Source organism: Streptomyces sp. NPDC004327, assembly GCF_042873935.1.
In the GTDB taxonomy this organism is placed as follows: Bacteria; Actinomycetota; Actinomycetes; order Streptomycetales; family Streptomycetaceae; genus Streptomyces.
This window is the reverse complement of sequence record NZ_JBIAME010000003.1, coordinates 242,166-266,657: the sequence shown is the minus strand read 5'-3', so window position 1 is coordinate 266,657 and position 24,492 is coordinate 242,166. Positions and strand designations below refer to the sequence as shown.

The 24,492-nt window shown below is 73.2% G+C and carries 23 protein-coding genes; 12 read left to right on the top strand and 11 right to left on the bottom strand.

Going from position 1 to position 24,492, the window contains the following annotated elements:
• Positions 1 to 117 precede the first annotated feature (117 nt).
• Together ACFYU9_RS11730 and ACFYU9_RS11725 are read left to right on the top strand one after the other, a co-directional pair.
• Complete coding sequence (locus ACFYU9_RS11730; RefSeq protein WP_389344387.1) at positions 118 to 2,613, top strand: FtsX-like permease family protein; 2,496 nt, start codon at positions 118 to 120, stop codon at positions 2,611 to 2,613.
• Between the two features lie 84 nt (positions 2,614 to 2,697).
• A complete protein-coding gene (locus ACFYU9_RS11725) occupies positions 2,698 to 2,904 on the top strand; it encodes a hypothetical protein (RefSeq protein WP_389204998.1) in 207 nt (68 codons plus the stop codon).
• A 43-nt stretch (positions 2,905 to 2,947) separates the two neighbouring features.
• On the opposite strand, the gene ACFYU9_RS11720 is transcribed toward ACFYU9_RS11725, so the two are convergent.
• Positions 2,948 to 3,892: a DMT family transporter gene (locus tag ACFYU9_RS11720; RefSeq protein WP_389344385.1), complete on the bottom strand. Its 945-nt coding sequence runs from the start codon at positions 3,890 to 3,892 to the stop codon at positions 2,948 to 2,950.
• Positions 3,893 to 4,012: 120 nt separating this feature from the next.
• Between ACFYU9_RS11720 and ACFYU9_RS11715 the strand changes: the two genes are divergently transcribed.
• A complete protein-coding gene (locus ACFYU9_RS11715; RefSeq protein WP_389344383.1) occupies positions 4,013 to 4,918 on the top strand; it encodes a LysR family transcriptional regulator in 906 nt (301 codons plus the stop codon).
• A gap of 152 nt (positions 4,919 to 5,070) precedes the next feature.
• Positions 5,071 to 5,763 carry a DUF4232 domain-containing protein gene (locus tag ACFYU9_RS11710; RefSeq protein WP_389344381.1) on the top strand — a complete coding sequence of 231 codons (693 nt, stop codon included), beginning with the start codon at positions 5,071 to 5,073 and terminating at the stop codon, positions 5,761 to 5,763.
• 85 nt (positions 5,764 to 5,848) lie between these two features.
• Here ACFYU9_RS11710 and ACFYU9_RS11705 read toward each other — a convergent pair whose 3' ends face one another.
• A complete protein-coding gene (locus ACFYU9_RS11705; RefSeq protein ID WP_389344379.1) occupies positions 5,849 to 8,689 on the bottom strand; it encodes an FAD-binding and (Fe-S)-binding domain-containing protein in 2,841 nt (946 codons plus the stop codon).
• Positions 8,690 to 8,739: 50 nt separating this feature from the next.
• Between ACFYU9_RS11705 and serC the strand changes: the two genes are divergently transcribed.
• Complete coding sequence (gene serC, locus ACFYU9_RS11700) at positions 8,740 to 9,858, top strand: phosphoserine transaminase (RefSeq protein WP_389205004.1); 1,119 nt, start codon at positions 8,740 to 8,742, stop codon at positions 9,856 to 9,858.
• Between the two features lie 31 nt (positions 9,859 to 9,889).
• Here serC and ACFYU9_RS11695 read toward each other — a convergent pair whose 3' ends face one another.
• Positions 9,890 to 10,954 (bottom strand): helix-turn-helix domain-containing protein, encoded by a 1,065-nt coding sequence (locus ACFYU9_RS11695; RefSeq protein ID WP_389205005.1) that lies wholly within the window; start codon positions 10,952 to 10,954, stop codon positions 9,890 to 9,892.
• Positions 10,955 to 11,176: 222 nt separating this feature from the next.
• On the opposite strand from ACFYU9_RS11695, the gene ACFYU9_RS11690 reads away from it, so the two are divergent.
• Positions 11,177 to 11,773, top strand: coding sequence for a peptidase inhibitor family I36 protein (locus ACFYU9_RS11690; protein WP_389205006.1), 597 nt, complete (start codon positions 11,177 to 11,179; stop codon positions 11,771 to 11,773).
• A gap of 9 nt (positions 11,774 to 11,782) precedes the next feature.
• Here the strand turns inward: ACFYU9_RS11690 and ACFYU9_RS11685 are convergent, their stop codons facing one another.
• Complete coding sequence (locus ACFYU9_RS11685) at positions 11,783 to 12,784, bottom strand: WD40 repeat domain-containing protein (protein ID WP_389344377.1); 1,002 nt, start codon at positions 12,782 to 12,784, stop codon at positions 11,783 to 11,785.
• A gap of 99 nt (positions 12,785 to 12,883) precedes the next feature.
• Between ACFYU9_RS11685 and ACFYU9_RS11680 the strand changes: the two genes are divergently transcribed.
• Positions 12,884 to 13,564, top strand: a complete 681-nt coding sequence (locus ACFYU9_RS11680) for a GDSL-type esterase/lipase family protein (RefSeq protein ID WP_389205008.1) — start codon at positions 12,884 to 12,886, stop codon at positions 13,562 to 13,564.
• On the opposite strand, the gene ACFYU9_RS11675 is transcribed toward ACFYU9_RS11680, so the two are convergent.
• Together ACFYU9_RS11675 and ACFYU9_RS11670 are read right to left on the bottom strand one after the other, a co-directional pair.
• On the bottom strand, positions 13,561 to 14,004 hold the full coding sequence (locus ACFYU9_RS11675; protein ID WP_389344375.1) for a RidA family protein: 444 nt from the start codon (positions 14,002 to 14,004) through the stop codon (positions 13,561 to 13,563). The two genes, ACFYU9_RS11680 and ACFYU9_RS11675, sit on opposite strands and share 4 nt — an antisense overlap.
• A 227-nt stretch (positions 14,005 to 14,231) precedes the next feature.
• Positions 14,232 to 14,648, bottom strand: coding sequence for a carboxymuconolactone decarboxylase family protein (locus ACFYU9_RS11670; RefSeq protein ID WP_389344373.1), 417 nt, complete (start codon positions 14,646 to 14,648; stop codon positions 14,232 to 14,234).
• Positions 14,649 to 14,669: 21 nt separating this feature from the next.
• Here ACFYU9_RS11670 and ACFYU9_RS11665 point away from each other — a divergent pair, with 21 nt between their 5' ends.
• Positions 14,670 to 15,251 (top strand): MarR family winged helix-turn-helix transcriptional regulator, encoded by a 582-nt coding sequence (locus tag ACFYU9_RS11665; RefSeq protein WP_389344371.1) that lies wholly within the window; start codon positions 14,670 to 14,672, stop codon positions 15,249 to 15,251.
• Positions 15,252 to 15,367: 116 nt separating this feature from the next.
• Here ACFYU9_RS11665 and ACFYU9_RS11660 read toward each other — a convergent pair whose 3' ends face one another.
• Both ACFYU9_RS11660 and thpR read right to left on the bottom strand, forming a co-directional pair.
• The gene (locus tag ACFYU9_RS11660) at positions 15,368 to 16,360 is read right to left on the bottom strand and encodes an aldo/keto reductase (protein WP_389344369.1); all 993 of its coding nucleotides are present in this window, start codon (positions 16,358 to 16,360) and stop codon (positions 15,368 to 15,370) included.
• Between the two features lie 164 nt (positions 16,361 to 16,524).
• Positions 16,525 to 17,109, bottom strand: coding sequence for an RNA 2',3'-cyclic phosphodiesterase (gene thpR / locus ACFYU9_RS11655; RefSeq protein WP_389344367.1), 585 nt, complete (start codon positions 17,107 to 17,109; stop codon positions 16,525 to 16,527).
• Between the two features lie 42 nt (positions 17,110 to 17,151).
• On the opposite strand from thpR, the gene ACFYU9_RS11650 reads away from it, so the two are divergent.
• A complete protein-coding gene (locus tag ACFYU9_RS11650) occupies positions 17,152 to 17,664 on the top strand; it encodes a GNAT family N-acetyltransferase (RefSeq protein WP_389205015.1) in 513 nt (170 codons plus the stop codon).
• 190 nt (positions 17,665 to 17,854) lie between these two features.
• Here the strand turns inward: ACFYU9_RS11650 and ACFYU9_RS11645 are convergent, their stop codons facing one another.
• Both ACFYU9_RS11645 and ACFYU9_RS11640 read right to left on the bottom strand, forming a co-directional pair.
• Entirely contained in the window at positions 17,855 to 19,219 is a 1,365-nt protein-coding gene (locus ACFYU9_RS11645) for an MFS transporter (RefSeq protein ID WP_389344365.1), read from the bottom strand.
• Between the two features lie 27 nt (positions 19,220 to 19,246).
• Positions 19,247 to 19,696, bottom strand: coding sequence for a MarR family winged helix-turn-helix transcriptional regulator (locus ACFYU9_RS11640; RefSeq protein WP_389205017.1), 450 nt, complete (start codon positions 19,694 to 19,696; stop codon positions 19,247 to 19,249).
• Between the two features lie 157 nt (positions 19,697 to 19,853).
• On the opposite strand from ACFYU9_RS11640, the gene ACFYU9_RS11635 reads away from it, so the two are divergent.
• A complete protein-coding gene (locus ACFYU9_RS11635; protein ID WP_389344363.1) occupies positions 19,854 to 20,093 on the top strand; it encodes a ribbon-helix-helix protein, CopG family in 240 nt (79 codons plus the stop codon).
• On the opposite strand, the gene ACFYU9_RS11630 is transcribed toward ACFYU9_RS11635, so the two are convergent.
• Positions 20,063 to 21,514: an NCS2 family permease gene (locus tag ACFYU9_RS11630; RefSeq protein ID WP_389205019.1), complete on the bottom strand. Its 1,452-nt coding sequence runs from the start codon at positions 21,512 to 21,514 to the stop codon at positions 20,063 to 20,065. The two genes, ACFYU9_RS11635 and ACFYU9_RS11630, sit on opposite strands and share 31 nt — an antisense overlap.
• 155 nt (positions 21,515 to 21,669) lie before the next feature.
• Between ACFYU9_RS11630 and ACFYU9_RS11625 the strand changes: the two genes are divergently transcribed.
• Positions 21,670 to 21,948 carry a DUF2530 domain-containing protein gene (locus ACFYU9_RS11625; RefSeq protein WP_389205020.1) on the top strand — a complete coding sequence of 93 codons (279 nt, stop codon included), beginning with the start codon at positions 21,670 to 21,672 and terminating at the stop codon, positions 21,946 to 21,948.
• A 134-nt stretch (positions 21,949 to 22,082) separates the two neighbouring features.
• A complete protein-coding gene (locus ACFYU9_RS11620) occupies positions 22,083 to 24,485 on the top strand; it encodes an HAD-IC family P-type ATPase (protein ID WP_389344361.1) in 2,403 nt (800 codons plus the stop codon).
• Positions 24,486 to 24,492: the final 7 nt, after the last annotated feature.

Below are 24,492 nucleotides of genomic sequence, written 5' to 3'. Positions count from 1 at the left end.
CACCCCGCGTCATCCCGGAGAGGTACGCCCGGCGCGCCGTCCCGACGACTCCGGGATGACCCCGAATCGTGCCTGGTGGGGCCGTGCGGCGGGGCCGCCCGCTCCTAGCGTGGAGGCATGCCGTCCTCCCCCTCCCTGCTGTCCTTCACGCTCAAGGACTTCCGCGCCCAGCTGCGCCAACTCGTCCTCACCGGCGCGGCCGTCGCCGTCGGCGTGGCGTTCCTCGTCCTGTCCGTCGGCGGCGCGGGCGCGCTCGTCCAGTCGTACGAGCAGTCGGCGGCGGCCGACGTGGGCGAGGCGGCCGTGCAGGTCACCGCGCGCGACGGCGTGCCGGGCGGCGGACTGCCGAAGGGCGCGGCCGGCAAGGCGGCGCGCGTGCCCCAGGTGGCTGCCGTCGCCGAGCGGCTGACCGGCCACGCCAACGTGCTCACGCCCACCGGTCGCCCGCTCGACGCCCGGGCGCTCGTCACCTCCGTCGCCGCCGACCCGGCCCTGCGCTGGCAGCGGCTCGCCACCGGCGACTGGCCGGCGCGCCACGGCGAGATCGCGCTCGACCAGGACAGCGCGGCGCGCGTCGGCGCCCGGGTCGGCGACACCGTACGGCTCACGAAGGCGGCCGGCGGCACCGCCGACGTACGCCTCACCGGCCTGCTCGACACCTCCGCCTCGCAGACGCTCGGCTCGCAGCCCGCCATCGGCGTCCCGTACGCCGACACCGCCACCTACGCCACCGGCCTGCGCGCCACCCACCTCGACCTGGCCCTGCGCCCCGGCGCCGACGCGCTCGCCGCCGCCAAGGCCGTCCATGCGGCACTCGGCGACGGCGTCGCGGCCCGCACGCACGCCGGCGCGGTCGCGCAGGCCAAGGAGAGCGGCAAGACGATGTACGCCGTCGTGCTCACCGCCGCGCTCTCCTTCGTCCTCATCGCGATGGCCGTCGCGCGCATGGTCGTCACCAACACCTTCTCCGTCGTCCTCGCCCAGCGCGCCCGCCAGCTCGCCCTGCTGCGCTGCGTCGGCACCGACCGCGACCAGGTCCGCCGGATCATCCGCCGCCAGGGCCTGCTGCTCGGCGTGCTCGCCTCCGCCGCCGGCCTCGCGGCGGGCGCCGGCGCCTGCGCCCTCGGCACCGTGCTCCTGAACGGCCTCGCCGACCTCGGCCCCGTCAGCATCTCCCTGATGCCGGGCCGCTGGACCTTCGTCCTCGGCGGGATCTTCGGCGTGCTCCTCACCCTCTGGGCCGTCCGCCGCCCCGCCCGCGCCGCCTCCGCCGTCCCGCCGGTCGCCGCGCTCGCGGCGAGCGGCACCGCGACGCTGCCCGAGCCCGGCAGCCGTGCCGTCCGCGAGGTCGTCTCCGTGCTGATGCTGGTGGCGGGCGCGGGACTGCTCGTCCTCGGCGCGTTCGGCGGCTCGGCGCTCTCGCTCCTCGCCGTCACCGGCGGCGCGATCCTCACCTTCTTCGCCGTGCTGCGCTACGGGCGTCACCTGCTGCCGCCGCTCGTCGCCCTGATCGGCCTGGCCCTGCGCCGCCCGCTCGGCACCGTCGGCCGCCTCTCCGTCCAGCAGCTGCGCGCCAACGCCTCGCGCACCAGCGCCGCCGCCTCCGCGATGCTCGTGGGCGTGACCGTCGCCGTGTCGGCGGTCACCGCGATCGACATCACCAAGGGCGGCCTGGAGGAGATGCTGGCCAACCGCATGCCCGCCGTCTTCGCCCTGGACGCGGACGGCGCGCCCGTCCCGCCCACCGCCCTCGCCGCCCTGCGCGCCGAGCACGCGCTGACGGCGACCCCGGTCCGCACGGCGACCGTGCCGGTTGCCGGCCACCGCTCCACCGTCGTCGCCACCGCCGACCCGGCCGGCCTCAACCCGGACGCGGAGGGCATGGCGGCGGCGCGCTCGCTGAGGGACGGCGAGGCGCTGGGCTTCGGCTCGGCTCCGGGCCTCACGGTCGTCCGGGGCGGCGAGATGCTGCCCGTGGGGCTGTACCCGGAGGCGACGCTGTACGTCACGGGCCCGACGTTCGACCGGCTGGCCGGGGCGGCCGGCTCGCGCACGGCGACCGTGCTCGTCAACCCGGCGGACGGCGTCTCCCACGACGACGCCCGCACCGCGCTCGACCGCGCCCTCACCTCGTACCCCGGCATCCGCGTCGCGGACACCGGCTCCGACGCGGCCATCGTCCGCACGATGCTCGACCGGCTGATGCTCGTGGTCACCGTGCTGCTCGGCTTCTCGATGACCATCGCGGCCCTCGGCGTGGCGGCGACGCTGATGCTGACGGTGGAGGAGCGGACGCGCGAGTTCGGCATGCTGCGGGCCATCGGCCTCGCCGGCGGGCAGCTGCGCCGCATGCTCACCCTGGAGTCCGTCCTCCTGGCCCTCTCGGGCGCCCTCGCCGGCACCCTCCTCGGCCTGGTGTACGGCACCCTCGCGGCCCGCTCCGTCATGGGCGGCCGCATCTCCCCGCTGGCGGTCCTCGCCTCCTCGGGCGGCACCGCCCTGACGATCCTCGCGCTGCTCGCCGCCACGGTCCTGACGGGCGTCGCGGCCTCGGTGCTGCCGGCGCGGCGGGTGCGGCGGATGGTGGTGGTGGACGCGCTGCAGGCGTCGTAGCAACTGTCCGGGGCGGCGGGGCGTCCTACCCTCCGCCCCATCGGTCCCGGCGAGCGGCATCCGCCACACGGTCAAGGACGGTCCATGCGCATTCGAACGGCAGTGGTCGGAGCGGTGACCACGCTCCTGCTCGCCCTTCCGGTCGCGGCGGCGCAGGCCGCCTCGCCGTCGGCGGCGGGCGCCGACGGCGATACGGACGCGGGCACCGCCGGGGCCGCGGCAGCGGCGGTCCTGCTCCTGACGACGGCGGGCGTCACGCACAACCGGAAGAAGAAGCGCCGCAAGCGCTGAGGCCGGCACCGGCCCGCCGAGGCCGGCACCGGCCGGCGCGGGCTCAGTGGGACGAGCGGGCCACCTGGGTGCGTACCGCGCCCATGCTCGCCGCGATGACCAGCGCGATCGCGAGCGCGTCCGTCAGGTCGAGCGCCTGGTGCAGGACGAGGAAGCCGGCGGTCGCGGCGATGGCCGGTTCCAGGCTCATGAGGATCGCGAAGGTGGGGGCCGGGAGGCGGCGCAGGGCGAGCAGTTCGAGCGTGTACGGCAGCACGGAGGACATCAGCGCGACGGCGAGGCCGAGGCCGATCGTCGACGGGACGAGCAGCCGGTCGCCCGCCTCCGTGATGCCGAACGGCAGGCTGATCACCGCGCCGACGGCCATCGCCAGGGCCAGCCCGTCCGCCTGCGGGAAGCGGCGGCCGGTGCGGGCGCTGAAGACGATGTACGTGGCCCACATGGCGCCCGCGGCGAGGGCGAAGCAGGCGCCGGCCGGGTTCAGCCGGTCGAGGCCGCCGCTCGTGACCCCGCTGAGCAGGGCGACGCCGACGACGGCGAGGCCGGCCCAGAGCAGGTTGACCAGGCGGCGGGAGGCCACGACGGAGAGCACGAGCGGGCCGAGCACTTCGAGGGTGACGGCGGCGCCGAGCGGGATCCGGTCGACGGCGAGGTAGAAGAGGATGTTCATCCCCGACATGGCGGCTCCGAAGGCGAGCACCGTGCCCCAGTCGGCGCGGGTGTAGCCGCGGACCTTGGGCCGGCAGGCGATCAGGAGCACGGCGGCGGCGAGGACCAGCCGCAGCGTGACGACGCCGAGGGCGCCGGCGCGGGGCATCAGGAGGACGGCGACGGCGGAGCCGAACTGCACGGAGAGCCCGCCGGCGACGACGAGGGCGACGGGCCCGAGGCGGTGGGACCGGCCGGCGGGCGCGGACGCGGGCGCGGCGACGGCGGTGGTGGCGGTGGCGGCTTGGGCCACGGGGATGTCCTTGACCGGGCTGTCCACCGGCGTGCTCCTTGCTTGACGGGTCGGAAGTCCATTTCATTGGACTTCGAAGTCCAGAGTAATGCACCACTGGTTCAAGACTCCACCACTCACGCTAAGAGCGCCCGCGCGGCGAGTGAAATGCCGATTGCGCTGCGCTTATGCTCCGCACGCATGAGCCGCACGAGCATCGAGCTGCGCCACCTCCGCTGCTTTCTCGCCATCGCGGAGGAGGGCAACCTCACCCGCGCCGCCGCCCGCCTCCACCTCACCCAGCCCGCCGTGTCCCGCACGCTCGCGGCGCTGGAGAAGCACCTGGGCGCGCGGCTCGCCGACCGCTCGACCCACCACGTGTCGCTCACGCCCGAAGGCCGTGACGTCCGCGACCGGGCCGCGGCCGCCGTCGCCGCCTTCGACGCGGCCGTCGACCCCGCCCGCCTGCGCCACCGGCCGCTCCGCCTCGGCCACGCCTGGTCGGCCTTCGGCCCGTACACCACGCCCCTGCTGCGCCGCTGGCAGCGCGAACACCCCGAGACCCCGCTCGAACTCCTGCGCGTCGACGACCGCACCGCCGGGCTGCTGCGCGGCGAGGTCGACGCGGCGCTGCTCCGCGGGCCGGTGGAGATCCCCGGCCTCGCGGCCGAGGAGCTCCTCACGGAACGGCGCGTGGCGGCCGTGCCGGCCGACAGCCCGCTCGCCGCGCGCGCATCGCTGACCCTCGCGGACCTGGCCGCGCACCCGGCGGTCCTCAACCCGGTCTCCGGCACCACCACCCTCGACCTCTGGCCGCCGGCCGGCCGCCCCCGCTCCACCCTCACCGTCGCCAACACCGACGACTGGCTGACCGCGATCGCCGCCGGCCGCGGCATCGGTGTCTCCGCCGTCTCCACCGCCACCCTCCACCCCCACCCCGGGGTCGCCTACCGCCCGCTGGCCGACGCGCCCCCGCTGCCGGTGCTGCTGGCCTGGCGCGACGGGGACCGGCATCCGGCGACGGGCGCGCTGGTGGACATGGCGCGGGAGATCGCGGAGGAAGGGGAGCGCTGACGCCCGCCGTGCCCACCCCGCCCCGAACCGTGGTGAATTCGGAAAGGCGCCGTCACCAAGTTGTGAAGCTGCCACGGGATCCTGATGATCACCACAACTCACCACAGCGCGAGCACGCCGCACGCGCGCTTCGTCATCGGGGGAGAACCACCATGAGCAGCACCGTCCGCAGAGCCGCCGTCCGCAGAGCCGCCGCCGTCCTCGTCGCCGTGTCCGCGCTGGGCCTGACCGCCTGCGGACCGTCCGAGGACGGGGCCGCCGGCGCGCCGACCGCGTCGGCCACCTCCGGCACGTCCTCCGCCACGCCGGACGCGACGGCGACGGCGGCGCCGACGACGGACGCCCCCAAGCCCTCCGCCCCGAAGGCGCCGAAGCCGACCGCCGCACCCGGCACGACCAAGACCGCGAAGCCGTCGACCGGCCCCGACTACGACGTCTTCCCGTGCAGCACCTTCGACGTGACGTTCAAGGCGGAGCTCGCGGAGCCCACCACCAGCAGCTACCTGCTGAAGGTCACCAACAAGTCCGGCAAGGCGTGCCGGGCCCTCGGCCACCCGATCGTCACCTTCGGCGACCTCGACGGGGCGGCGCACCAGGTGGGCGCGGCACCCGGGATCGAGGACGCGCTCCTGCTGAAGCCGGGTCAGACGGCGTACGCGGGGCTGACGGGCGGCGCCGGCGGCGCGGGCAGCAAGACCGTGTCCTTCATCAAGCTGACCATGGACACCGAGTCCGACCTGACGCAGACGCCCCTGAAGGCCACCACGCCCGGCTTCCACGTCTCGGACAAGTCCTCCGTCACCCCGTGGGTCGACAACGCCGAGGACGCCCTCAGCATCGGCTAGTCCACTGCGGCTGGCCCCCGCGGCTGGCCCACTGCGACCAGCCCCCTGCGGCCAGCCCTCTGCGGCCAGCTCCCCGGGGCCGCGCCTACGGCGACTCGTCCAGCGCTTCCGCCAGGACCTCCGCCAGATGGCGCGGGTGGCGGTCCCCGGCCGCGTGCGTGATCTGCGTACGGCAGGAGAAGCCGTCGGCGAGGACGACCGCGTCCGGCGGCGCCGCCCGCAGCGCCGGCAGCAGCTGGTCCTCGGCGCAGGCCATCGACACCTCGTAGTGGCCCGGCTCGAAGCCGAAGTCGCCCGCGAGACCGCAGCAGCCGCCCGCCAGCTCGCCGTCCAGTCCCGCCCGCCGGCGCAGCCGCCGGTCCGCCGCGTCGCCCAGGACGGCGTGCTGGTGGCAGTGGGTCTGGCCGGCGACCGGGCGGCCGAGGCGCGGCGGCGTCCAGTCGGGGGCGAGTTCCTCCAGGGCCTCGGCGAAGGTGCGGACGGAGGCGGCGAGCCGGGCCGCGCGCGGATCGTCCGGGAGCAGCTCGGGCAGGTCGCCGCGCAGGGCGGCCGCGCAGGACGGTTCGAGGACCACGACCGGCAGGCCGGGCGCGGCTTCGTCCATGACGTCCAGCGTGCGGCGCATCACGCGGCGCGCCGCGTCGAGCCGGCCGGTCGACACGTACGTGAGCCCGCAGCAGACCCGGCCCGGCGGCAGCGCCACACCGAGCCCGGCCGCCTCCATGACCCGTACCGCCGCGGCGCCGACGTGCGGCGCGAGGTGGTCGGTGAAGGTGTCGGGCCACAGGGTGAGCGCGGGCGGCCGGCCGGAGGCGCGCTCGCCGAACCAGGACACGAAGGACCGCTCGGCCACCCTCGGCATGGCCCGCTCCGGCGTGACGCCGGCGATCCGCGCGGCGAACGGCAGCCGCATGGCCGCGTTGAGCCCGCGCCCGAACACGTCGAGCCAGTGCGGCAGTCCGCCCATCGACCAGTGCGAACGCGGCCGCCCGAGGGCGCGCCGCCCGGCGTAGTGGCCGTGCAGGAACTCCGCCTTGTACGCGGCCATGTCGACGCCCACGGGACAGTCGCTGCGGCAGCCCTTGCAGGACAGGCACAGATCGAGGGCCTCCCGGACCTCCTCGGAGCGCAGCCCGTCGGTGATCGTCCCGCCGAGCGCCATCTCGTGCAGGAGGCGCGCCCGGCCGCGCGTGGAGTGCCGCTCCTCGCCGGTCGCCCGGTACGAGGGGCACATCACGCCCGGCCCCGAACTCGGGCCCTCCGCACGGCACTTGGCAACGCCCACGCAGCGCGCGGCCTCCCGCCCGAGGCGCGCCACCGACCCCGCGCCCGGCTCCGGCGGCTCCTCCCCCGCCCGCACGACCGGCAGGCCGGTGAACCTCAGTCCCGAGTCCAGCGGCTCCGGGCGCACCAGCATCCCCGGGTTGAGCCCGCCGTCCGGGTCCCACAGGTCCTTGACCGCGCCGAACAGCGCGACCAGCTCGTCCCCGTACATCCTCGGCAGCAGTTCCGCCCGCGCCTTGCCGTCGCCGTGCTCGCCGGACAGCGAACCGCCGTGCGCCACCACCAGGTCGGCGACGTCCGCCGAGAACTCCCGGAAGCGCGCCACGCCGTCCGGCGTCCACAGGTCGAAGTCGATGCGGACGTGGACGCAGCCGTCGCCGAAGTGCCCGTACGGCACGCCGTGCAGCCCGTACTGACGCAGCAGCGAACGGAAGGCGCGCAGGTACGAGCCGAGGCGGGCCGGCGGCACCGCGCAGTCCTCCCAGCCCGGCCACGCCTCCCCGCCCTCCGGGGTCCGCGTCGCCGTGCCGGCCGCGTCCTCGCGGATCCGCCACAGCGCCCGCTGCCCGGCCGGGTCGCGCACCACGAGGGCGTCCAGGGCGTCCGCCGCCCGCACCAGCGCGCCGGCCGCCCCGGCGCCGTCGACCTCGGCGAACAGCCAGGCCCCGCCGCGCGGCAGCCCGGCCCGCCCGGCCCCGTCCCGCACGAGATCGGCGGCCATGCCCTCGACGGTCAGCGGCCGGTACGGCAGCAACCCGGCCGCCGCGTCCGCGGCCGCGCTCTCGTCCGCGTACCCGAGGACCACGAGGACGGGTTCGGCCGGCAGCGGCACCAGCCGCACCGTCGCCTCCGTGACCACGCCGAGGGTGCCCTCGCTCCCGCACAGGAAGCGGGCCACGTCCGCGCCGCGCTCGGGCAGCAGCGCGTCGAGGGCGTAGCCGGAGATGCGGCGCGGCAGGCCCTGCGGATAGCCGGTGCGCAGCAGCGCGAGCCGGCTTCCGACCAGCTCCCGCAGCCCGGCCGGCGCGCCCTGCCACCGCTTCCCGAGCGTGGCCCGCCGGCCGTCGTACGTGACGACGTCGAGCGCCCGCACGTTGTCGGCGGTCGTCCCCCACGCCACCGAGTGCGCGCCGCACGCGTTGTTGCCGATCATGCCGCCCAGGGTGCAGCGGCTGTGCGTGGACGGGTCGGGACCGAAGGTCAGGCCGTGCGGGCGGGCCGCGTCCCGCAGCCGGTCGAGGACGAGGCCGGGCTGGACGACGGCGGTGCGCGCCTCGGGGTCGAGGGACACCAACTGCCGCATGTGGCGGGTGAGGTCGAGCACGACGCCCGTGCCGGTGGCCTGCCCGGCGATGGACGTGCCGCCGCCGCGGGCGACGACCGGCACCTCGTACGTACGGCACACGGCGAGCGCGGCGGCCAGGTCGTCGGCGTCGCGCGGGGCGACGACACCGAGCGGCACGCGCCGGTAGTTGGAGGCGTCCATCGAGGTCAGGGCCCGGGCGGTGGCGGAGAAGTCGACGTCGCCCGAGACGGCGGCGCGCAGCGCGCGCGCAAGCCCGTCCGCCGGCTCGCGGACCGGTTCCCCCGCCGAATTCTTGTGTGATCCCACGACTACAGAATGTCTCAGTCCTCGTCTCATCGGGCGGACATCCCGCGATCCCGCTTCGCCGACCCGATACGCTCCGCCTCGTGGCCGATATCCAGATTCCCGCTGACATGAAGCCCGCCGATGGCCGTTTCGGCGCGGGCCCCTCCAAGGTGCGCACGGAGGCGCTGGACGCCCTGGCGGCCACCGGCACCTCCTACCTCGGCACCTCCCACCGCCAGCCCCGGGTCAAGAACCTGGTCGGCGAGGTGCGTGCCGGCATCAGTGACCTGTTCTCGCTGCCCGAGGGCTACGAGGTGATCCTGGGCAACGGCGGCTCGACCGCCTTCTGGGACGTCGCGACGCACGGTCTCATCGAGAACAAGTCGCAGCACCTCACCTTCGGCGAGTTCTCCTCGAAGTTCGCGAAGGCCGCGAAGCTGGCCCCGTGGCTGGCCGACCCGACCGTCGTCTCCGCCGACCCGGGCACCCACCCGGAGCCGGTCGCCGAGGCGGGCGTCGACGTCTACGCCTTCACCCACAACGAGACCTCCACCGGTGTCGCCGCCCCGCTGAAGCGGGTCGCGGGCGCCGACGAGGGCGCGCTCGTGCTGGTCGACGCGACCTCGGGCGCCGGCGGTCTGCCGGTCGACATCACCGAGACGGACGTCTACTACTTCGCCCCGCAGAAGTCCTTCGCCGCCGACGGCGGTCTGTGGCTGGCCGCGTTCTCGCCGGCCGCGCTGGAGCGCGCGAAGAAGATCCACGAGTCGGGCCGGCACATCCCGGAGTTCTTCAGCCTGCCGACCGCGATCGACAACTCCCTGAAGAACCAGACGTACAACACCCCGGCCCTCGCGACCCTCTTCCTGCTCAACGAGCAGCTGAAGTGGATCAACGGCCAGGGCGGTCTGGACTGGGCCGTGGCCCGCACGAAGGAGTCCTCGGACGCCCTGTACGGCTGGGCCGAGGACTCCAAGTACGCGACGCCGTTCGTCACCGACCCGGCGAAGCGCTCGCAGGTCATCGGCACGATCGACTTCTCCGACGACATCGACGCGGCCGCCGTCGCCAAGGTCCTGCGCGCCAACGGCATCGTCGACACCGAGCCGTACCGCAAGCTGGGCCGCAACCAGCTGCGCATCGCGATGTTCCCGGCGATCGACCCGGCGGACGTGCGGGCGCTTACGGCCTGCATCGACCACGTCATCGGCCAGCTGTAACAGCCGCGGCAGCCGTCACGGCTCCACGGCCTCACACACCGTACGAGGGCCCGGCATCGGACACGACCGACGCCGGGCCCTCGGCCTGTCCGGCGCCGGGCCGGCCGGCGGCTGCGTTCGGGGCGGGCAGGGCCAGGCGGCGGTAGTCGCTGGGCGGCATGCCGTACGCGCGGCGGAAGGCCCGGCTGAAGTCCGCCGGGTGCCGGAACCCCCAGCGCGTCGCGATCTCGCCGACCCTGGAGTGACCGAGCCGCGGATCGGCCAGGTCGGCCCGGCTGCGTTCGAGACGGAGCCGGCGGATCGTGGCGCCGATGGTCTCGGGCTCGTCGCGGAACAGCGCGTGGAGCAGGCGTACGGAGATGTGGTGGTGCGCCGCGACGGCGGCCGGATCGAGACCCGGGTCGGGCAGGTTGTTCTGGACGAAGGCGCGGATGCGGGCCATCAGGACCTGTCTTCGGGCCTCCGCGGGCAGCGCTGCGGGGCCCGCGGACTGCGCGGCGAGATAGGCGGCACACAGGTCGAGGCCGACGGAGCCCAGGCGCGGCAGCTCCGCCGGGTCGCAGCTGCCGGCACGGGTGCGCAGCCCGGTCAGGTACGAGGCGAGCAGCGTTCCCGTGGCGGTGCCGGTGGCGAGCCGGGTGCCGAGGAGCCGGTCGGCGTGGTCCACGGGCAGCGGCAGGGTGCTCCGGGGCACCCGCAGCAGCGAGACCCGGGAGAGCCGGCCCTCGTCGAGGAACTCGCAGCTCATCGGGTGCGAGGAGTCGAAGAGCGCCATGTCCCCGGCGCGGAGCAGGCTCTGGTTGCGGCCCTGTTCCAGGCCGACCGGGCTGCCGTGGACGAGGAAGAGGAAGTAGTTCTCCGGGTCCGCGCGCCGGATGTGCCCGGCGCCGCGCCGGGCGGACATCGGCGAGAAGGCGAAAGCGGACAGATCGGTGTGGGTGAGGTCGAGCGCCGTCGCCGTGCCGCGGAAGCGCTCGACGTACGGGCTGGTGATGGAGACCGGCATCACGAGGTCGCCGACCATGCCCGACCAGGACTCGAAGCCGTCCCGCGCACTGACACTGACCGTCTGCGCACGCGTCGCCGTACCCGTCACGAAGCCCCCGCTCCACGGTGATGTGTACACGGCCATGGTTGGGGCTCGGCGGGCCGCCGGAACAGCGGGATGTCGGACAACTCCCGTGCGCTGAAGGCCCGTCTGCGCCCGGTGCGAAGCGACTCTGCGCCCGCTGCCAACGACGCCGGCCGGCGACCCGCCCCACAGTGGTGGCCGGCACCGCGCCAGGTGCGAAGAAACGTGAAGCAGAGAGGCAACGCAGTGACGAAGCACGGAATCTCACGGCCCGGCGGGCCGGGCAAGCTCCTCGCCGCCCTTGTCGTGGCACTCGTGGCACTCGTGGCCGTCCCGGGCGCCGCGAGCGCCGCCGACGGGCCCCGCACGGCCGCGAACGACTTCTCGGCGCAGGCCGAGCGCGCGGGACTGACCGCCGCCCAGGCCCGCAGCCTGCAACAGCGCGTCGACGGCTATCTGGCCGAGAACCACGGCACCCAGATCGCCGCCAACAAGATCGCCCTGCCCGGTGGCGAGCTGCTACTGACACTGCCCGGCGAGCGGAAGGTCCGTGACCTCGACGCGCCGAAGGCGGGCCTCGGCGTGACGAGCGCGTGCCCGAGCACGTACGTATGCGCCTACAAGTACGAGAACTTCACGGGCGACCAGCTCAACCTCTTCACCTGCAACACCCTGAACCTCATCAACTGGTACACGACCGGCTCGTGGATCAACGCCCAGCGCTCGACCCTGTACGCGAAGTTCTACGACTCGGACAAGATCCTCCGCTGGACCTCGCCCGGCGGTTACAGCTCCGACGCCCACGCCGACTGGCGCTGGGTCTGGTACCTGAGCCCCTGCTGACCCTCCTCTTCAGCGCCGGCGGCGCACCAGTCGCCGGAAGCCCACGAACAGCGCCGCGGCCGCGCCGAGCACCAGGACGCCCACGGTGGCGTTCCCCTTGCTCTCGCCGCTCGCGCCGGTCCCGCCCGGGCCGGTGGGAGCGGGCGCGCCGGGGCCGGTGGTGCCGGGTGAGGGGGTGACGCCCTCGCGGTCCACGCGGATCACCCGGCTCTGCTTGCCCTCCGAGCCGAACATGAAGGCCGAGCCGTCCGGGGTGTACGTCACCGATTCGGCCTGGCCCTGGAAGGGGGCGGCGACGGCGGTGCCGTCGTCGGCGAGGCGGCCGTTCTTCCAGGCGTACTCGTCGGCGGCGAAGTAGCCGCGCAGGACGAGCCGGTCGCCGGCCGGCGAGAAGGCGCCGTCGGTCACCCACGGGACCTCGCCGACGCGGCGGAAGACGTTGGTGCGGGTGGTGGAGAGGCGCTCGGGGCCCTCGTAGAGGCCGCCGCCCTTCTGGTTCTTGCTGGCGATGTAGACCCGGCCGGTCTTCGGATGGACCATCAGGGCCTCGGCGTTGCGGGCGCCGTCGGCGTACTTCACGTCGTACTGGGTGGCGCGGACGGTCTGGTCGCGCAGTTGCTCCGGCTCGGGGAAGCGGTAGATCCAGACGTGGTCCCAGGAGCCGTCGAGGTTGTCGCCGATGTCGCCGACGTAGATGTCTCCGTCGGGGCCGACGGAGATGCCCTCCATGTCGCGCGGGGTGCCGACGCCCTTCATGGTGAGGGTCGCGACGGTGCGTCCCGTACGGGAGTCGACGCCGTAGATCAGGGGCGCGTCCTGGTCGTTGTGCGTCCAGTAGACGCCCGGGTGGGCGCGGCTGGCGGCGAGGCCGCTGGACTCGGTGATCCGCGGGTCCTCGATCGTGAAGTCCCGGTCGGGGCCCTGGTCGTCCGCCACCGCGACGGCCGGCACCGCCGACGCCAGGACGAGGGCGGCCGTGGCACCGAGGACGCGCAGCGCAGCAGATCGCATGACCTCAAGCCTGCCACGGCACCCGGCGGTCGCCCGGGTGTTCGGGATCACGTCGCCGCCGTGCTCCCGCGCCGATGATCGTCGGTGATGATGTCGACCATGCGTTTTCTGTTCGTCGGCGACAGCATGACCATCGGACGCGCCGGCGACTTCACCTGGCGCTACCGGATGTGGCAACACCTGGAATCGGTGCTTCCCGGTGCCTACGAGATCGTGGGGCCGCGCACCGCGGTGTACGAGGCCGCCGACGACGCCGCCACCTCGGAGGCGTACGCCGACCCGGAGTTCCCGGCCGCGGCCCGCCGCCATCTGGCCGGCTGGGGCGAGGGCTGGCTGCACATGGCGCCGCTCGTCGGGGACGCGGTGACGGCGGGCGGCGCGGACGTGCTGCTCGTCTCGCTCGGCCTGATCGACCTCGGCTTCTACACCAACTGCGACCAGACCACGGAGAACGTCCGCGCCTTCCTGGCCGCCGCGCGCGCCGCGAACCCGCGGGTGCGGGCGGTGCTGCTGCCCGTCATCCCGAACATCCGCGCCACGTACGACGCCCCCTTCGCCGCCGAGTGCGCCCGCTTCAACGAGCTGCTCGCGAAGACGGTCGCCGACCTGGACACGGCCGCGTCGCCGCTGCTGCTCGCGACGGTCCCGGAGTCGTACGACATCCACGCGGACACGTACGACGGCACGCACCCGGGTCCGACGGGCGAGCGGAAGCTGGCGGCGGCCTTCGCGGACGCCATGCACCAGGCGTGGGGGCTCGGCGGCCCGTACGCGGGCTAGTCGGCCTGGTCTGTCTGGTCGGCCTGGTCAGTCTGGTCGAGGATCGCGTCGACCTCGATCTCCACCAGCCAGTCGGGGTCGATGAAGCGGGAGACCTCGACGAAGGTCGTCACCGGGCGCACGTCCGCGAACCGTTCGCCGTGGGCCTGCGCCGCCGCCTTCCAGGTGGTGATGTCGGTGAGCATGATCCGGGTGCGCACGACGTCGCCGAGCGAGGCGCCGGCGGCCCTGAGCGCGGTCTCGGCGATGTCGATGCAGCGGGCGGTCTGGGCGTGGACGTCGCCGATGCCGGCGGTGGTGCCGTCGTCGGCGATGGGCGCGGTCCCGGCCACGGCGATGTGGGATCCTTTGCGGACAGCTCGGGAGAAACCGATCCGCGGTTCGAGCGGCGATCCCGACCCGATATTCTTCCGGGCACTCACGGTGTTGTCGTGGCTCATCGCGCCATGCTCGCACGGAACTTGACCGCCCGGAGGGGACGGCGACTTTCACGGCTTCGCCGCGCGTCACCGCGAGTTGTTCGACAAGACCTGCTCGGCCGCCACTACCGGCCCGAGACCCTGGCCGGCGACGCCGCCCGGTCGGGCTGGGTGGAGCCCGACCTGGCCCCGTTCGGCGCCTGAGCGCCGTTCGGCACCCGGCCCCCGCTCGGCGCCCGGAAACCCGCTCACGCCACGCGGGTGAGCCGGTTGGCGAAGGTGGAGACGGTGTAGGCGCCGATGCCGAGGACGACCTCCAGGGCGTTCTGCCGGGTGTAGCCGTGGGAGAAGAACGCGTCGAGTTCGGCGTCGCTCACCGCGCCCGAGGCCGCGAGGACCTGGAGGGTGAAGCGGCGTACGGCGTCGAGGCGTTCGGCGGACGGGGCCGGGCCGAGAGCCGCCAGCTTCGTCTCGTGCATGGCGACGCAGAGGTGGCACTGGTTGCGTTCGGCGACGGCGAGGATCACGGTCTCGCGGGAGTGCGCGTCGAGGGTCGTCGACTCGAAGATCTCGCTGAGCTTGAGGAAGGCGTCGAGGGTGTGCGGGGACGTCGCCTTGAGGACGGCGACGGCGTCGGCGGTGCGGGCGGGCAGGTCGAACGACAAAGCAGATCCCCCAGAGCTAAGATGGACAACATGGTTGACCATGTCGATGGGGAAAACGTAAACCAGGTTGTCGATAGTCGCAAGGGGATTCCCTCGGGCGATCCCGATCCCGATCCCTGTCCCGATCCCGGGGACCCCCCTGGCTACGAGCTGCCGCTGCTGCTCTTCGCCGGCTTCCGCACCCTCATCGACCGGCTGCACGCCGAACTCGCCCGCCAGGGCCACCCGGAACTGCGCCCCGCGCACGGCTTCGCCCTCCAGGCCATCGCCGCGAGCCCGTACGGCTCCACCGCCAGCGACATCGGGCGGCGCCTCGGCGTCTCCAAGCAGGCGGCCGGCAAGACCGTGGACCGGCTGCTCGCCGTCGGCTACGCCGAGCGCGCCGACGACCCGCACGACGCCCGCCGCAAGCTCGTCCGGCTCACCCCGTACGGCACCGACGCTCTCGCCCGCTCGGCCGCCGTCTTCGACGCACTGCGCGCCGAGTGGGCCGCCCGCCTCGGCGCGGACCGCGTCCGCGACCTGGAGGCGGCCCTGCGCACCGTCGTCCCCGCCGAGACGGCGTACCGACTGGACGCGACGAGCTGGCTCGGCGGGGCGTGACGGCCACGCACCGGCCGGACGCGCCGAACCGGCTCGGCAGGACCTGACGACCACGTACCAGCCGAACGCGCCGAACCGGCTCGCCAGGACCCGACGGCCTCAGGCCGTCCGGACGGTCACCAGGCGAACGCCTCCGGCGACGGGCCCGGGCCCGGGAAGATCTCGTCGAGGGAGGCCAGCAGCTCCTCGCCCGGCTCGACGTCGAGCGCGCGCAGCGCGCCCCGGAGCTGCTCCGCCGTCCGCGGGCCGATGATCGGGCCCGTCACGCCCGGACGGGTCAGGAGCCAGGCCAGCGCCGTCTCCGCCGGGTCCAGGCCGTGCTTGTCGAGCAGGTCCTCGTACGCCTGGACGCGGGCCCGCGTCGCCGGATCCTTCAGCAGCTCCGCGGCCCGGCCGCCGGCCCGTCGCCCGCCCCGGACCTCCTTGCGGATCACCCCGCCGAGCAGGCCGCCGCCCAGCGGCGACCAGGGGATGACCCCGAGCCCGTACTCCTGGGCCGCCGGGATCACCTCCATCTCGGCGCGCCGCTCGTACAGGTTGTAGTGACACTGCTCGCTGACCAGGCCGACCATGCCGCGGCGGGCGGCGGCCTCGTTGGCCTGGGCGATCTTGTAGCCGGGGAAGTTGGACGAGCCGGCGTAGAGGATCTTGCCCTGCCGGACCAGCACGTCCACGGCCTGCCAGATCTCCTCGAAGGGAGTCAGGCGGTCCACGTGGTGGAACTGGTAGACGTCGATGTAATCGGTGCCGAGCCGCTTGAGGCTGGCCTCGACGGACCGCCGGATGTTCACGGCGGACAGCTTGTCGTGGTTGGGCCAGGCGGGCCCGGCGCCCTCGCCCATGTTCCCGTACATCTTGGTGGCGAGGACCACCTTGTCGCGGTGGGCCGGGTCCTTGGCGAACCAGGAGCCGATGATCTCCTCGGTGCGTCCCTTGCCCGCGGTCTGCCCGTACACGTTCGCGGTGTCGAAGAAGTTGAGGCCCGCGTCGAGCGCGGCGTCCATGATGGCGTGGCTGGTCGGTTCGTCGGTCTGCGGACCGAAGTTCATCGTGCCGAGAACGAGTCGGCTGACCTTGAGTCCCGTGCGTCCGAGCTGCGTGTACTCCATGACCGCCAAGCCAACGCCTTCGAGTCCACTCGAAGCAAGCGTCGGTTTCGCGGGGCTCGCGAGCGCTACTGGTTGACCAACGACGCCACCGCGACGATCGCGAACATCAGCACGAGCACACCGGCCATGATCCGGTTACGGGTTTTCGGGTCCACCTCACGAGGTTAACCCGGCGCGCCGAGCGGCCACGAAGCGACCGTCTCGTAGCGCGACTGGGCTCCCGGTGTGCCGCCGCCGGGAAGGTTGCTGCGGATCAGGGCCAGCTCCTCCACCTGCCAGCGGGTGCCCTCGAAGCCGGCCAGCGCGTCGACGAAGGGGCGGAGGTCCACCTCGTCGGCGCGGGTGCGGCCGCGGGCGCGGGCGACGGTGAGGTGGGCCTGGTAGCGGCGGTGCTCGTCCATCGGGACGCCGGCGCGGCGGGCCGCGGCGTCCGCGCGCTCGGCGAGGAGGCGCAGCTCGTCCAGGTCGCCGGCCGCGCCCGTCCACAGCACCGCCCGGCCGAAGTGCCCGCCACCGTGCAGCCGCAGCGGGAACGGCGCCGTGCGGTGCGCGGCCCGGCCGAGCCGGGCGCGCAGGTCCGGCAGCAGCTCCTCGTCGACCTCGCCCATGAACGCGAGCGTGAAGTGCCAGCCGGGCCGCGAGGTCCAGCGCAGCCGGTCGGCGTCGGGCAGGTGGGCGAGGCGGTCGGCCTCGCGGGCGAGCTCGGCGAGCTGCGCGGGCGGCGGGACGACGGCGGCGAAAAGCCTCATACGGCGAGTGTCCCAGGCATCGACGGGTCTAACCTCGGTCGGATGGACAACGGGATCAAGATCAGGCGCGGTACGGCGGACGACGTTCCCGCGATGCTCGGGATATTCGACAGCGCGGTGGTGTGGCTGAACCGGCAGGGCATCACGGCGCAGTGGGGCACGGAGCCGTTCAGCGTCCGGCCGAAGACGGTGGCGCTGATCGAGCGGCTGGTCGCGGAGGGCGAGCCGTGGATCGCCGAGCTCGACGGCGCCCCGGTCGGCACGCTCACGCTGACCCCGCACCCGGGCGAGCACGTGCCGCCGGCGGCCGAGCCCGAGCGCTACGTACGCTTCCTCGCCACCGACGGCCGCCGCCACGGCCACGGCGTGGGCGCGGCGCTGCTCGCGCACGCGGCGGAGGTGACGCGGGAGGCGGGGGTGTCGCTGCTGCGGGTGGACTGCTTCGCGGGCAGCGAGGGCCGGCTCGTGGCGTACTACGAGCGACAGGGGTTCACCCGTACGGAGGCGTTCGCGGTGGGCGAGTGGGAGGGGCAGGTGCTGGAGCGCCGGGTCTGAGGCGCCGCCCCTGGGGGGCGCGGGGCCTGCGACGGACGGCACCGTCCGTCACTGGCCCCGCAGGCCCTGGGCCACAGACCCGGCAGGCCAGGGGCGGAACGCGCCCGCCGGGGCGCCGTCCTGTGTACCCGCCCCCACTTCGTCCGGGAAACCCCCACCGCCCCAGCCGGACGATGGCCCGCGCCTCGGGTCAGGCCGCCGGGGCCAGTTCCGCTTCCCGCTCCTGCGGGACGAAGCGGACGCTCGGGTGGCCGTGGTGCCAGCCCATCGCGAGCTTCAGGCCGCCCACGCGGGCCAGGATCAGGCCGATGGCGGCGGCGGCGAGCAGCGACACCAGGCCGCCCGTGGCGAAGCCGACGCGCGCGCCGTAGGTGTCGGTCACCCAGCCGAGGAGCGGCGCGCCGATCGGGGTGCCGCCGGCGAAGACCATCATGTAGAGGCTCATCACGCGGCCGCGCATGACGGGGTCCGTCGCCATCTGGACGGCGGAGTTGGCGCTGATGTTGACGGTCAGGCCGATCATGCCGATCGGGACGAGCAGCAGCGCGAACAGCCAGAACGCGGGCGAGAGGGCCGCCGCGATCTCCAGCGCGCCGAAGACGCCGGCCGCGACCACCAGCATGCGCAGCCGGGTAGAGCCGCGGCGCGCCGCGAGGAGGGCGCCGGCGAGGGAGCCGGCGGCCATGAGGGTGTTGAGGAAGCCGTACGTGCCGGCGCCGACGTGGAAGACCTCGCCGGAGAAGGCGGTCAGCCAGATGGGGAAGTTGAATCCGAAGGTGCCGACGAAGCCGACGAGGACGATCGGCCAGATCAGGTCCGGGCGCCCGGCCACGTACCTCAGTCCCTCGCGCAGCTGGCCCTTGCCGCGCGGGGCGCGCTCCACCTTGTGGAGTTCGCTCGTCCGCATGAGCAGCAGGCCGGCGATCGGCGCGAGGAAGGAGAGGGCGTTGATGAGGAACGCCCAGCCGCTGCCGACGGTGGAGATCAGCACACCGGCGACGGCGGGGCCGACGAGGCGGGCGGACTGGAAGTTCGCCGAGTTCAGCGAGACCGCGTTGCGCAGCTGCGCGGGGCCGACCATCTCGGAGACGAAGGACTGCCGGGTCGGGTTGTCGACGACGGTGACCATGCCGAGCAGGAAGGCGATCAGGTACACGTGCCAGACCTGGACCTGACCGGTGAGGGTCAGCAGGGCCAGGGTCAGTCCGCACAGGCCGAGCGCGGTCTGGCTGACGAGGAGGAGGCGGCGCTTCGGGTAGCGGTCGGCGATGACGCCGCCGTACAGGCCGAACAGCAGCATCGGCAGGAACTGGAGCGCCGTCGTGATGCCGACGGCGGCGGCGGAGCCGGTGAGGCTCAGGACGAGCCAGTCCTGGGTGATCCGGGCCATCCAGGTACCGGTGTTGGAGACGATCGCTCCGCTGAAGAACAGCCGGTAGTTCCGGATCCCGAGTGAGGAGAAGGTTCCTCTGCTCGCACGGGTCGGGGGACCCGTGCGCGAATAGTGTGCGGGTTCATGGACGGGTGCGGAGTCTGCTCCGGGTCCCGTGCTCAAAGTGCGTCGCCTCCTCGGCCATCGGTGCTAGAGGTGTGCGAGCTTCTCCAGGACCGGGGCGGCCGCGCGCAGCTTGGCCCACTCGTCCTCGTCCAGACCTTCGGCGAGGGTGGCGAGCCAGGCGTTCCGTTTGCGGCGGGACTCTTCCAGCATGGACTCCGCCTGCTCGGTCTGCCTGACCACCTTCTGCCGACGGTCGTCGGGGTGAGGCTCCAGTCTGACCAGGCCCTTGGCTTCGAGCAGCGCGACGATGCGGGTCATCGACGGCGGCTGGACGTGCTCCTTGCGGGCCAGCTCACCGGGGGTGGCCGAGCCGCAGAGCGACAGGGTGCCGAGCACCGACATCTCGGTCGGGCTGAGCGACTCGTCGACGCGCTGGTGTTTCAGGCGCCGGCCGAGCCGCATGACGGCGCTGCGAATCGCGTTCACGGCCGCGGCGTCGTCCGCGTTGACGTCGCCATGGGACAGGTCAGGCATGTCCTTAGCGTAACTCATTACTCTTCCTAAAGACCAATCGGCACGCCGTGCGCGGGGACCCGGACGAAAACCGTCCGTCGCAACCTGTCACCCAAATGAGTGAGTGCGATCCGGAAAGTGACGCGCGAGGCCCTTCCCTGGCGCGAACCTGGCGGGCATGGAATCGACCGTGCTCAGCCTGCGCATCGACGGAGAGCTGCTCGAACGGCTCCGCGGACACGCCGCCAGACGCGGAATGAGCGTCCAGGACTATGTCGCCCGGACGCTCATTCGCGAGGACTTCGACGAACGGTTCAAGACCGCCGTCGAGGAGACGGAGAAGTTCTACGGGGCCTCCGACGCGCCCCCCGGCCCGGTCTCCCGGGATCAGGTCAGGCCCAGCGCCGGCATCGCGTAGTAGAAGACGAAGACCGCCGACACGACGTACATCGCCACCGGGACCTCACGGCCCCGCCCGGCCGCGAGCCGCAGCAGGGTGAAGGAGATGAAGCCGATGCCGATGCCGTTGGTGATCGAGTACGTGAACGGCATCATCACCATGGCCAGGAAGGCCGGCATGGCGATGGTGTAGTCGCTCCAGTCGATCTCCTTGACGGAGCCCGCCAGGATCAGGAAGCCCACGGCGACCAGCGCCGGCGTGGCCGCCTGCGACGGGACCATCGTGGCGAGCGGCGTGAGGAACAGCGCGACCGAGAAGAGCGCGCCGGTCACCACCGAGGCGAGGCCCGTGCGGGCGCCCTCGCCGACACCGGCCGTGGACTCCACGAAGCAGGTGGTGGCGGAGGAGGAGGTGGCACCGCCGGAGGCGACGGCGAGGCCGTCGACGAGTAGGACCTTGTTGATGCCCGGGAAGTTGCCGTCCTTGTCCATCAGCTTGGCCTCGTCGCCGACGCCGAGGATCGTGCCCATGGCGTCGAAGAAGCAGGACAGCAGGACGGTGAAGACGAAGAGCACGCCCGTCAGGACGCCGACCTTGTGGAATCCGCCGAACAGGCTGAACGCGCCGAACAGGCCGAAGTCGGGGCTGGCGACCGGGTTGCCGGGCCACTCCGGGGTCGTCAGACCCCAGGACGGGACGTCGGCGACGGCGTTGACGACCATCGCGGCGATCGTCATCACGACGATGGAGATGAGGATCGCGCCCGGCACCTTGCGGACGATCAGCGCGAGCGTCAGCAGCGTGCCCAGGATGAAGATCAGCACCGGCCAGCCGGTGAGGTGGCCGCTGCCGCCGAGCTGGAGCGGGACCGTGGTGTGCGCGGCGTCGGGGATGCGGGAGACGAAGCCCGAGTCGACGAGGCCGATGAGCATGATGAACAGGCCGATGCCGATCGCGATGCCCTTGCGCAGGCCGGTCGGGACCGCGTTCATGACGCGCTCGCGCAGACCGGTCGCGACGAGGAGCATCACGACGAGGCCGGCGAGGACGACCATTCCCATGGCGTCCGGCCAGGACATCTTCGGCGCGAGCTGGAGCGCGACGACCGTGTTGACGCCAAGGCCGGCGGCGAGCGCGATCGGCACGTTGCCGATGACGCCCATGAGGAGCGTGGTGAAGGCCGCGCTCAGGACGGTCGCGGTGACGAGCTGGCCACCGTCGAGCTGGTGCCCGTACATGTCCTTGGCGCTGCCGAGGATGATCGGGTTCAGCACGATGATGTAGGCCATCGCGAAGAAGGTGGCGAAGCCGCCCCGGACCTCACGGGCTACAGTGGAGCCGCGCTCCGTGATCTTGAAGAAACGGTCGAGACCGGAGACGGGACCCTGAGGGGTCCGGTCCTCGGCGGGCGTGGCCTTGGCGGGGGCCGTCGTACTCATGGGGGTTGGTTCCTCTTCGAGAGAAAATAAGTCCCTTTTGGCGGTTCATACGAAGGAAACCCGCCAGAGGCAAACCGTTTCAGTATGAACACATGAACGAACGCCAGTCCATCTCCGCGCGTAGATACCGAAACCGGCCGCCTAGACTGACTCCCATGGCGAAGTGGACACCGAAGCACGAGGCACCCGAGCCCCTCGAAGGGCCGGTCGTCGCCACCATCACCGGCGGCACGATCCTCTGGTTCGTCCTGTTCGTCGTCCAGGTCCCCTTCTACGGCTGGTTCCAGGACCACCACGCGACCACCTGGGTGTGGACCTGCCTGGCCGGCGCGGGCCTCGGGCTCATCGGCATCTGGTACGTGCGCAAGCGCGACGCGGCGATCAAGCGCCACGAGGCGGCACGGGCCGCACAGGGCGAGCCCCCGGCCGCGTAAACCGCCCTCGGCGCACTCTCCGGGCCCTCGGCGGACTCTCGCCGGCCCCTGCGCCGACCCTCGTCGGGCCCTCCGTCGGCCCTCCGCCGCCCCTCGGCAGGTGACCGGGGGCATCCGGTCGTACCGTCGAGAACATGACTGAGCGGACGCAGACCGACACTCCCGGCCCGCCCGACCCGGCACCGCCCGTCGTGCACCGCCCCGCCGGCCTCACCACGGCCGAGGTCGCCGAGCGGGTCGCGCGCGGCGAGGTCAACGACGTGCCCGTCCGCGGTTCCCGGTCCACCGCCGACATCGTCCGCGGCAACGTATTCACCCGCTTCAACGCGATCATCGGCGTGCTGTGGCTGATCATGCTGATCGTCGCGCCGATCCAGGACAGCCTCTTCGGCTTCGTGATCATCGCCAACACGGGCATCGGCATCATCCAGGAGCTGCGCGCCAAGAAGACCCTCGACGGGCTCGCCGTCATCGGCGAGGCCAAGCCCACCGTCCGGCGCGACGGCGTCGCCGCCGAGATCTCCACCTCCGAGATCGTCCTCGGCGACCTGATCGAGCTCGGGCCCGGCGACAAGGCCGTGGTCGACGGCGTGGTCGCCGAGGCCGACAGCCTGGAGATCGACGAGTCGCTGCTGACCGGTGAGGCCGACCCCGTCCTCAAACGGCCCGGCGACGCGGTGATGTCCGGGTCGTTCGTCGTCGCGGGCGGCGGCGCCTTCACCGCCACCAAGGTCGGCCGGGAGGCGTACGCGGCCCAGCTCGCCGAGGAGGCCTCCCGCTTCACGCTCGTCCACTCCGAGCTGCGCACCGGCATCTCCACGATCCTCAAGTACGTGACGTGGATGATGCTGCCGACCGCCCTCGGGCTCATCATCAGCCAGCTCGTCGTCAAGAGCCACGGCTTCCAGGAGGCCGTCGCCCGCACCGTCGGCGGCATCGTCCCGATGATCCCCGAGGGCCTCGTCCTGCTCACCTCCGTGGCCTTCGCGATCGGCGTGATCCGGCTCGGGCGCAAGCAGTGCCTGGTGCAGGAGCTGCCCGCGATCGAGGGCCTGGCCCGCGTCGACGTCGTCTGCCTCGACAAGACGGGCACGCTGACCGAGGGCGGCATGGACGTCACCGAGCTGCGCACCCTGAACGGAGCCGACGAGGCCTACGTGCGGAAGGTGCTCGGCGCCCTCGGCGAGTCCGACCCGCGGCCCAACGCCTCGCTCCAGGCCGTCATCGACGCCTACCCGGACGCGGAGGACTGGCGGTGCACCGAGTCCCTGCCGTTCTCCTCGGCGCGCAAGTACAGCGGCGCCGCGTTCAGCGAGGGCGACGGCGAGGACTCCACCTGGCTGCTCGGCGCGCCCGACGTGCTCCTGCCGGCCGGGGACCCGGCGCTCGGCGAGATCGACCGGCTCAACGAGCAGGGCCTGCGGGTGCTGCTGCTCGCCCGGGCCGCGGCCGACCTCGACTCCCCCGACGTGGCCGCCGGCGCCCGCGCCACCGCGCTCGTCGTCCTGGAGCAGCGGCTGCGGCCCGACGCCGGCGACACCCTCGCGTACTTCGCCGACCAGAACGTCACGGCCAAGGTCATCTCCGGCGACAACGCGGTCTCCGTCGCCGCCGTCGCCGGCAAGCTCGGCCTGCCCGGCGCCGCGAACACCGTCGACGCCCGCGCCCTGCCCACCGACCGCGACGAGATGGCCGAGGCCCTCGACGCGAACGCGGTCTTCGGCCGGGTCACCCCGCAGCAGAAGCGCGACATGGTCGCCGCGCTCCAGTCCCGCGGCCACACCGTGGCCATGACCGGCGACGGCGTCAACGACGTCCTCGCCCTGAAGGACGCCGACATCGGCGTCTCCATGGGCTCGGGCTCGGAGGCGACCCGGGCCGTCGCCCAGATCGTCCTGCTCGACAACTCCTTCGCCACGCTGCCGTCGGTGGTCGCCGAGGGCCGCCGGGTCATCGGCAACATCACCCGCGTCGCGACCCTCTTCCTGACCAAGACGGTCTACTCGATGCTGCTCGCGATCCTCGTCGTCGTCAGCCAGGTCGAGTACCCCTTCCTGCCCCGCCACCTCACCCTGCTGTCCACGCTCACCATCGGCGTCCCCGCCTTCTTCCTGGCCCTCGCCCCCAACAAGGAGCGCGCCAGGCCGCACTTCGTCCGGCGCGTGATGCGGTACGCCATCCCCGCCGGCGTCATCGCGGGCGCGGCCACCTTCGCCAGCTACCTCCTGGCCCGGCACCACTACACCGGCCCCGGCGCCCTCGACGCCGAGACCAGCGCCGCCACCCTCACCCTCTTCCTCGTCTCCATGTGGGTCCTCGCGATCATCGCCCGGCCCTACACCTGGTGGCGGATCGCCCTGGTCGCGGCGATGGGCGGCGCGTTCCTGCTGGTGCTCGTCGTCCCCGCGCTGCAGAGCTTCTTCGCGCTGAAGCTGGTGGGCGTGACGATGCCGTGGACGGCGGTGGCGATCGCGGTGGGGGCGTCGGCGCTGCTGGAGTTCGTGTGGCGGTGGGTGGGGCGGAGGTTCCCGGCGTAGCCCTCGT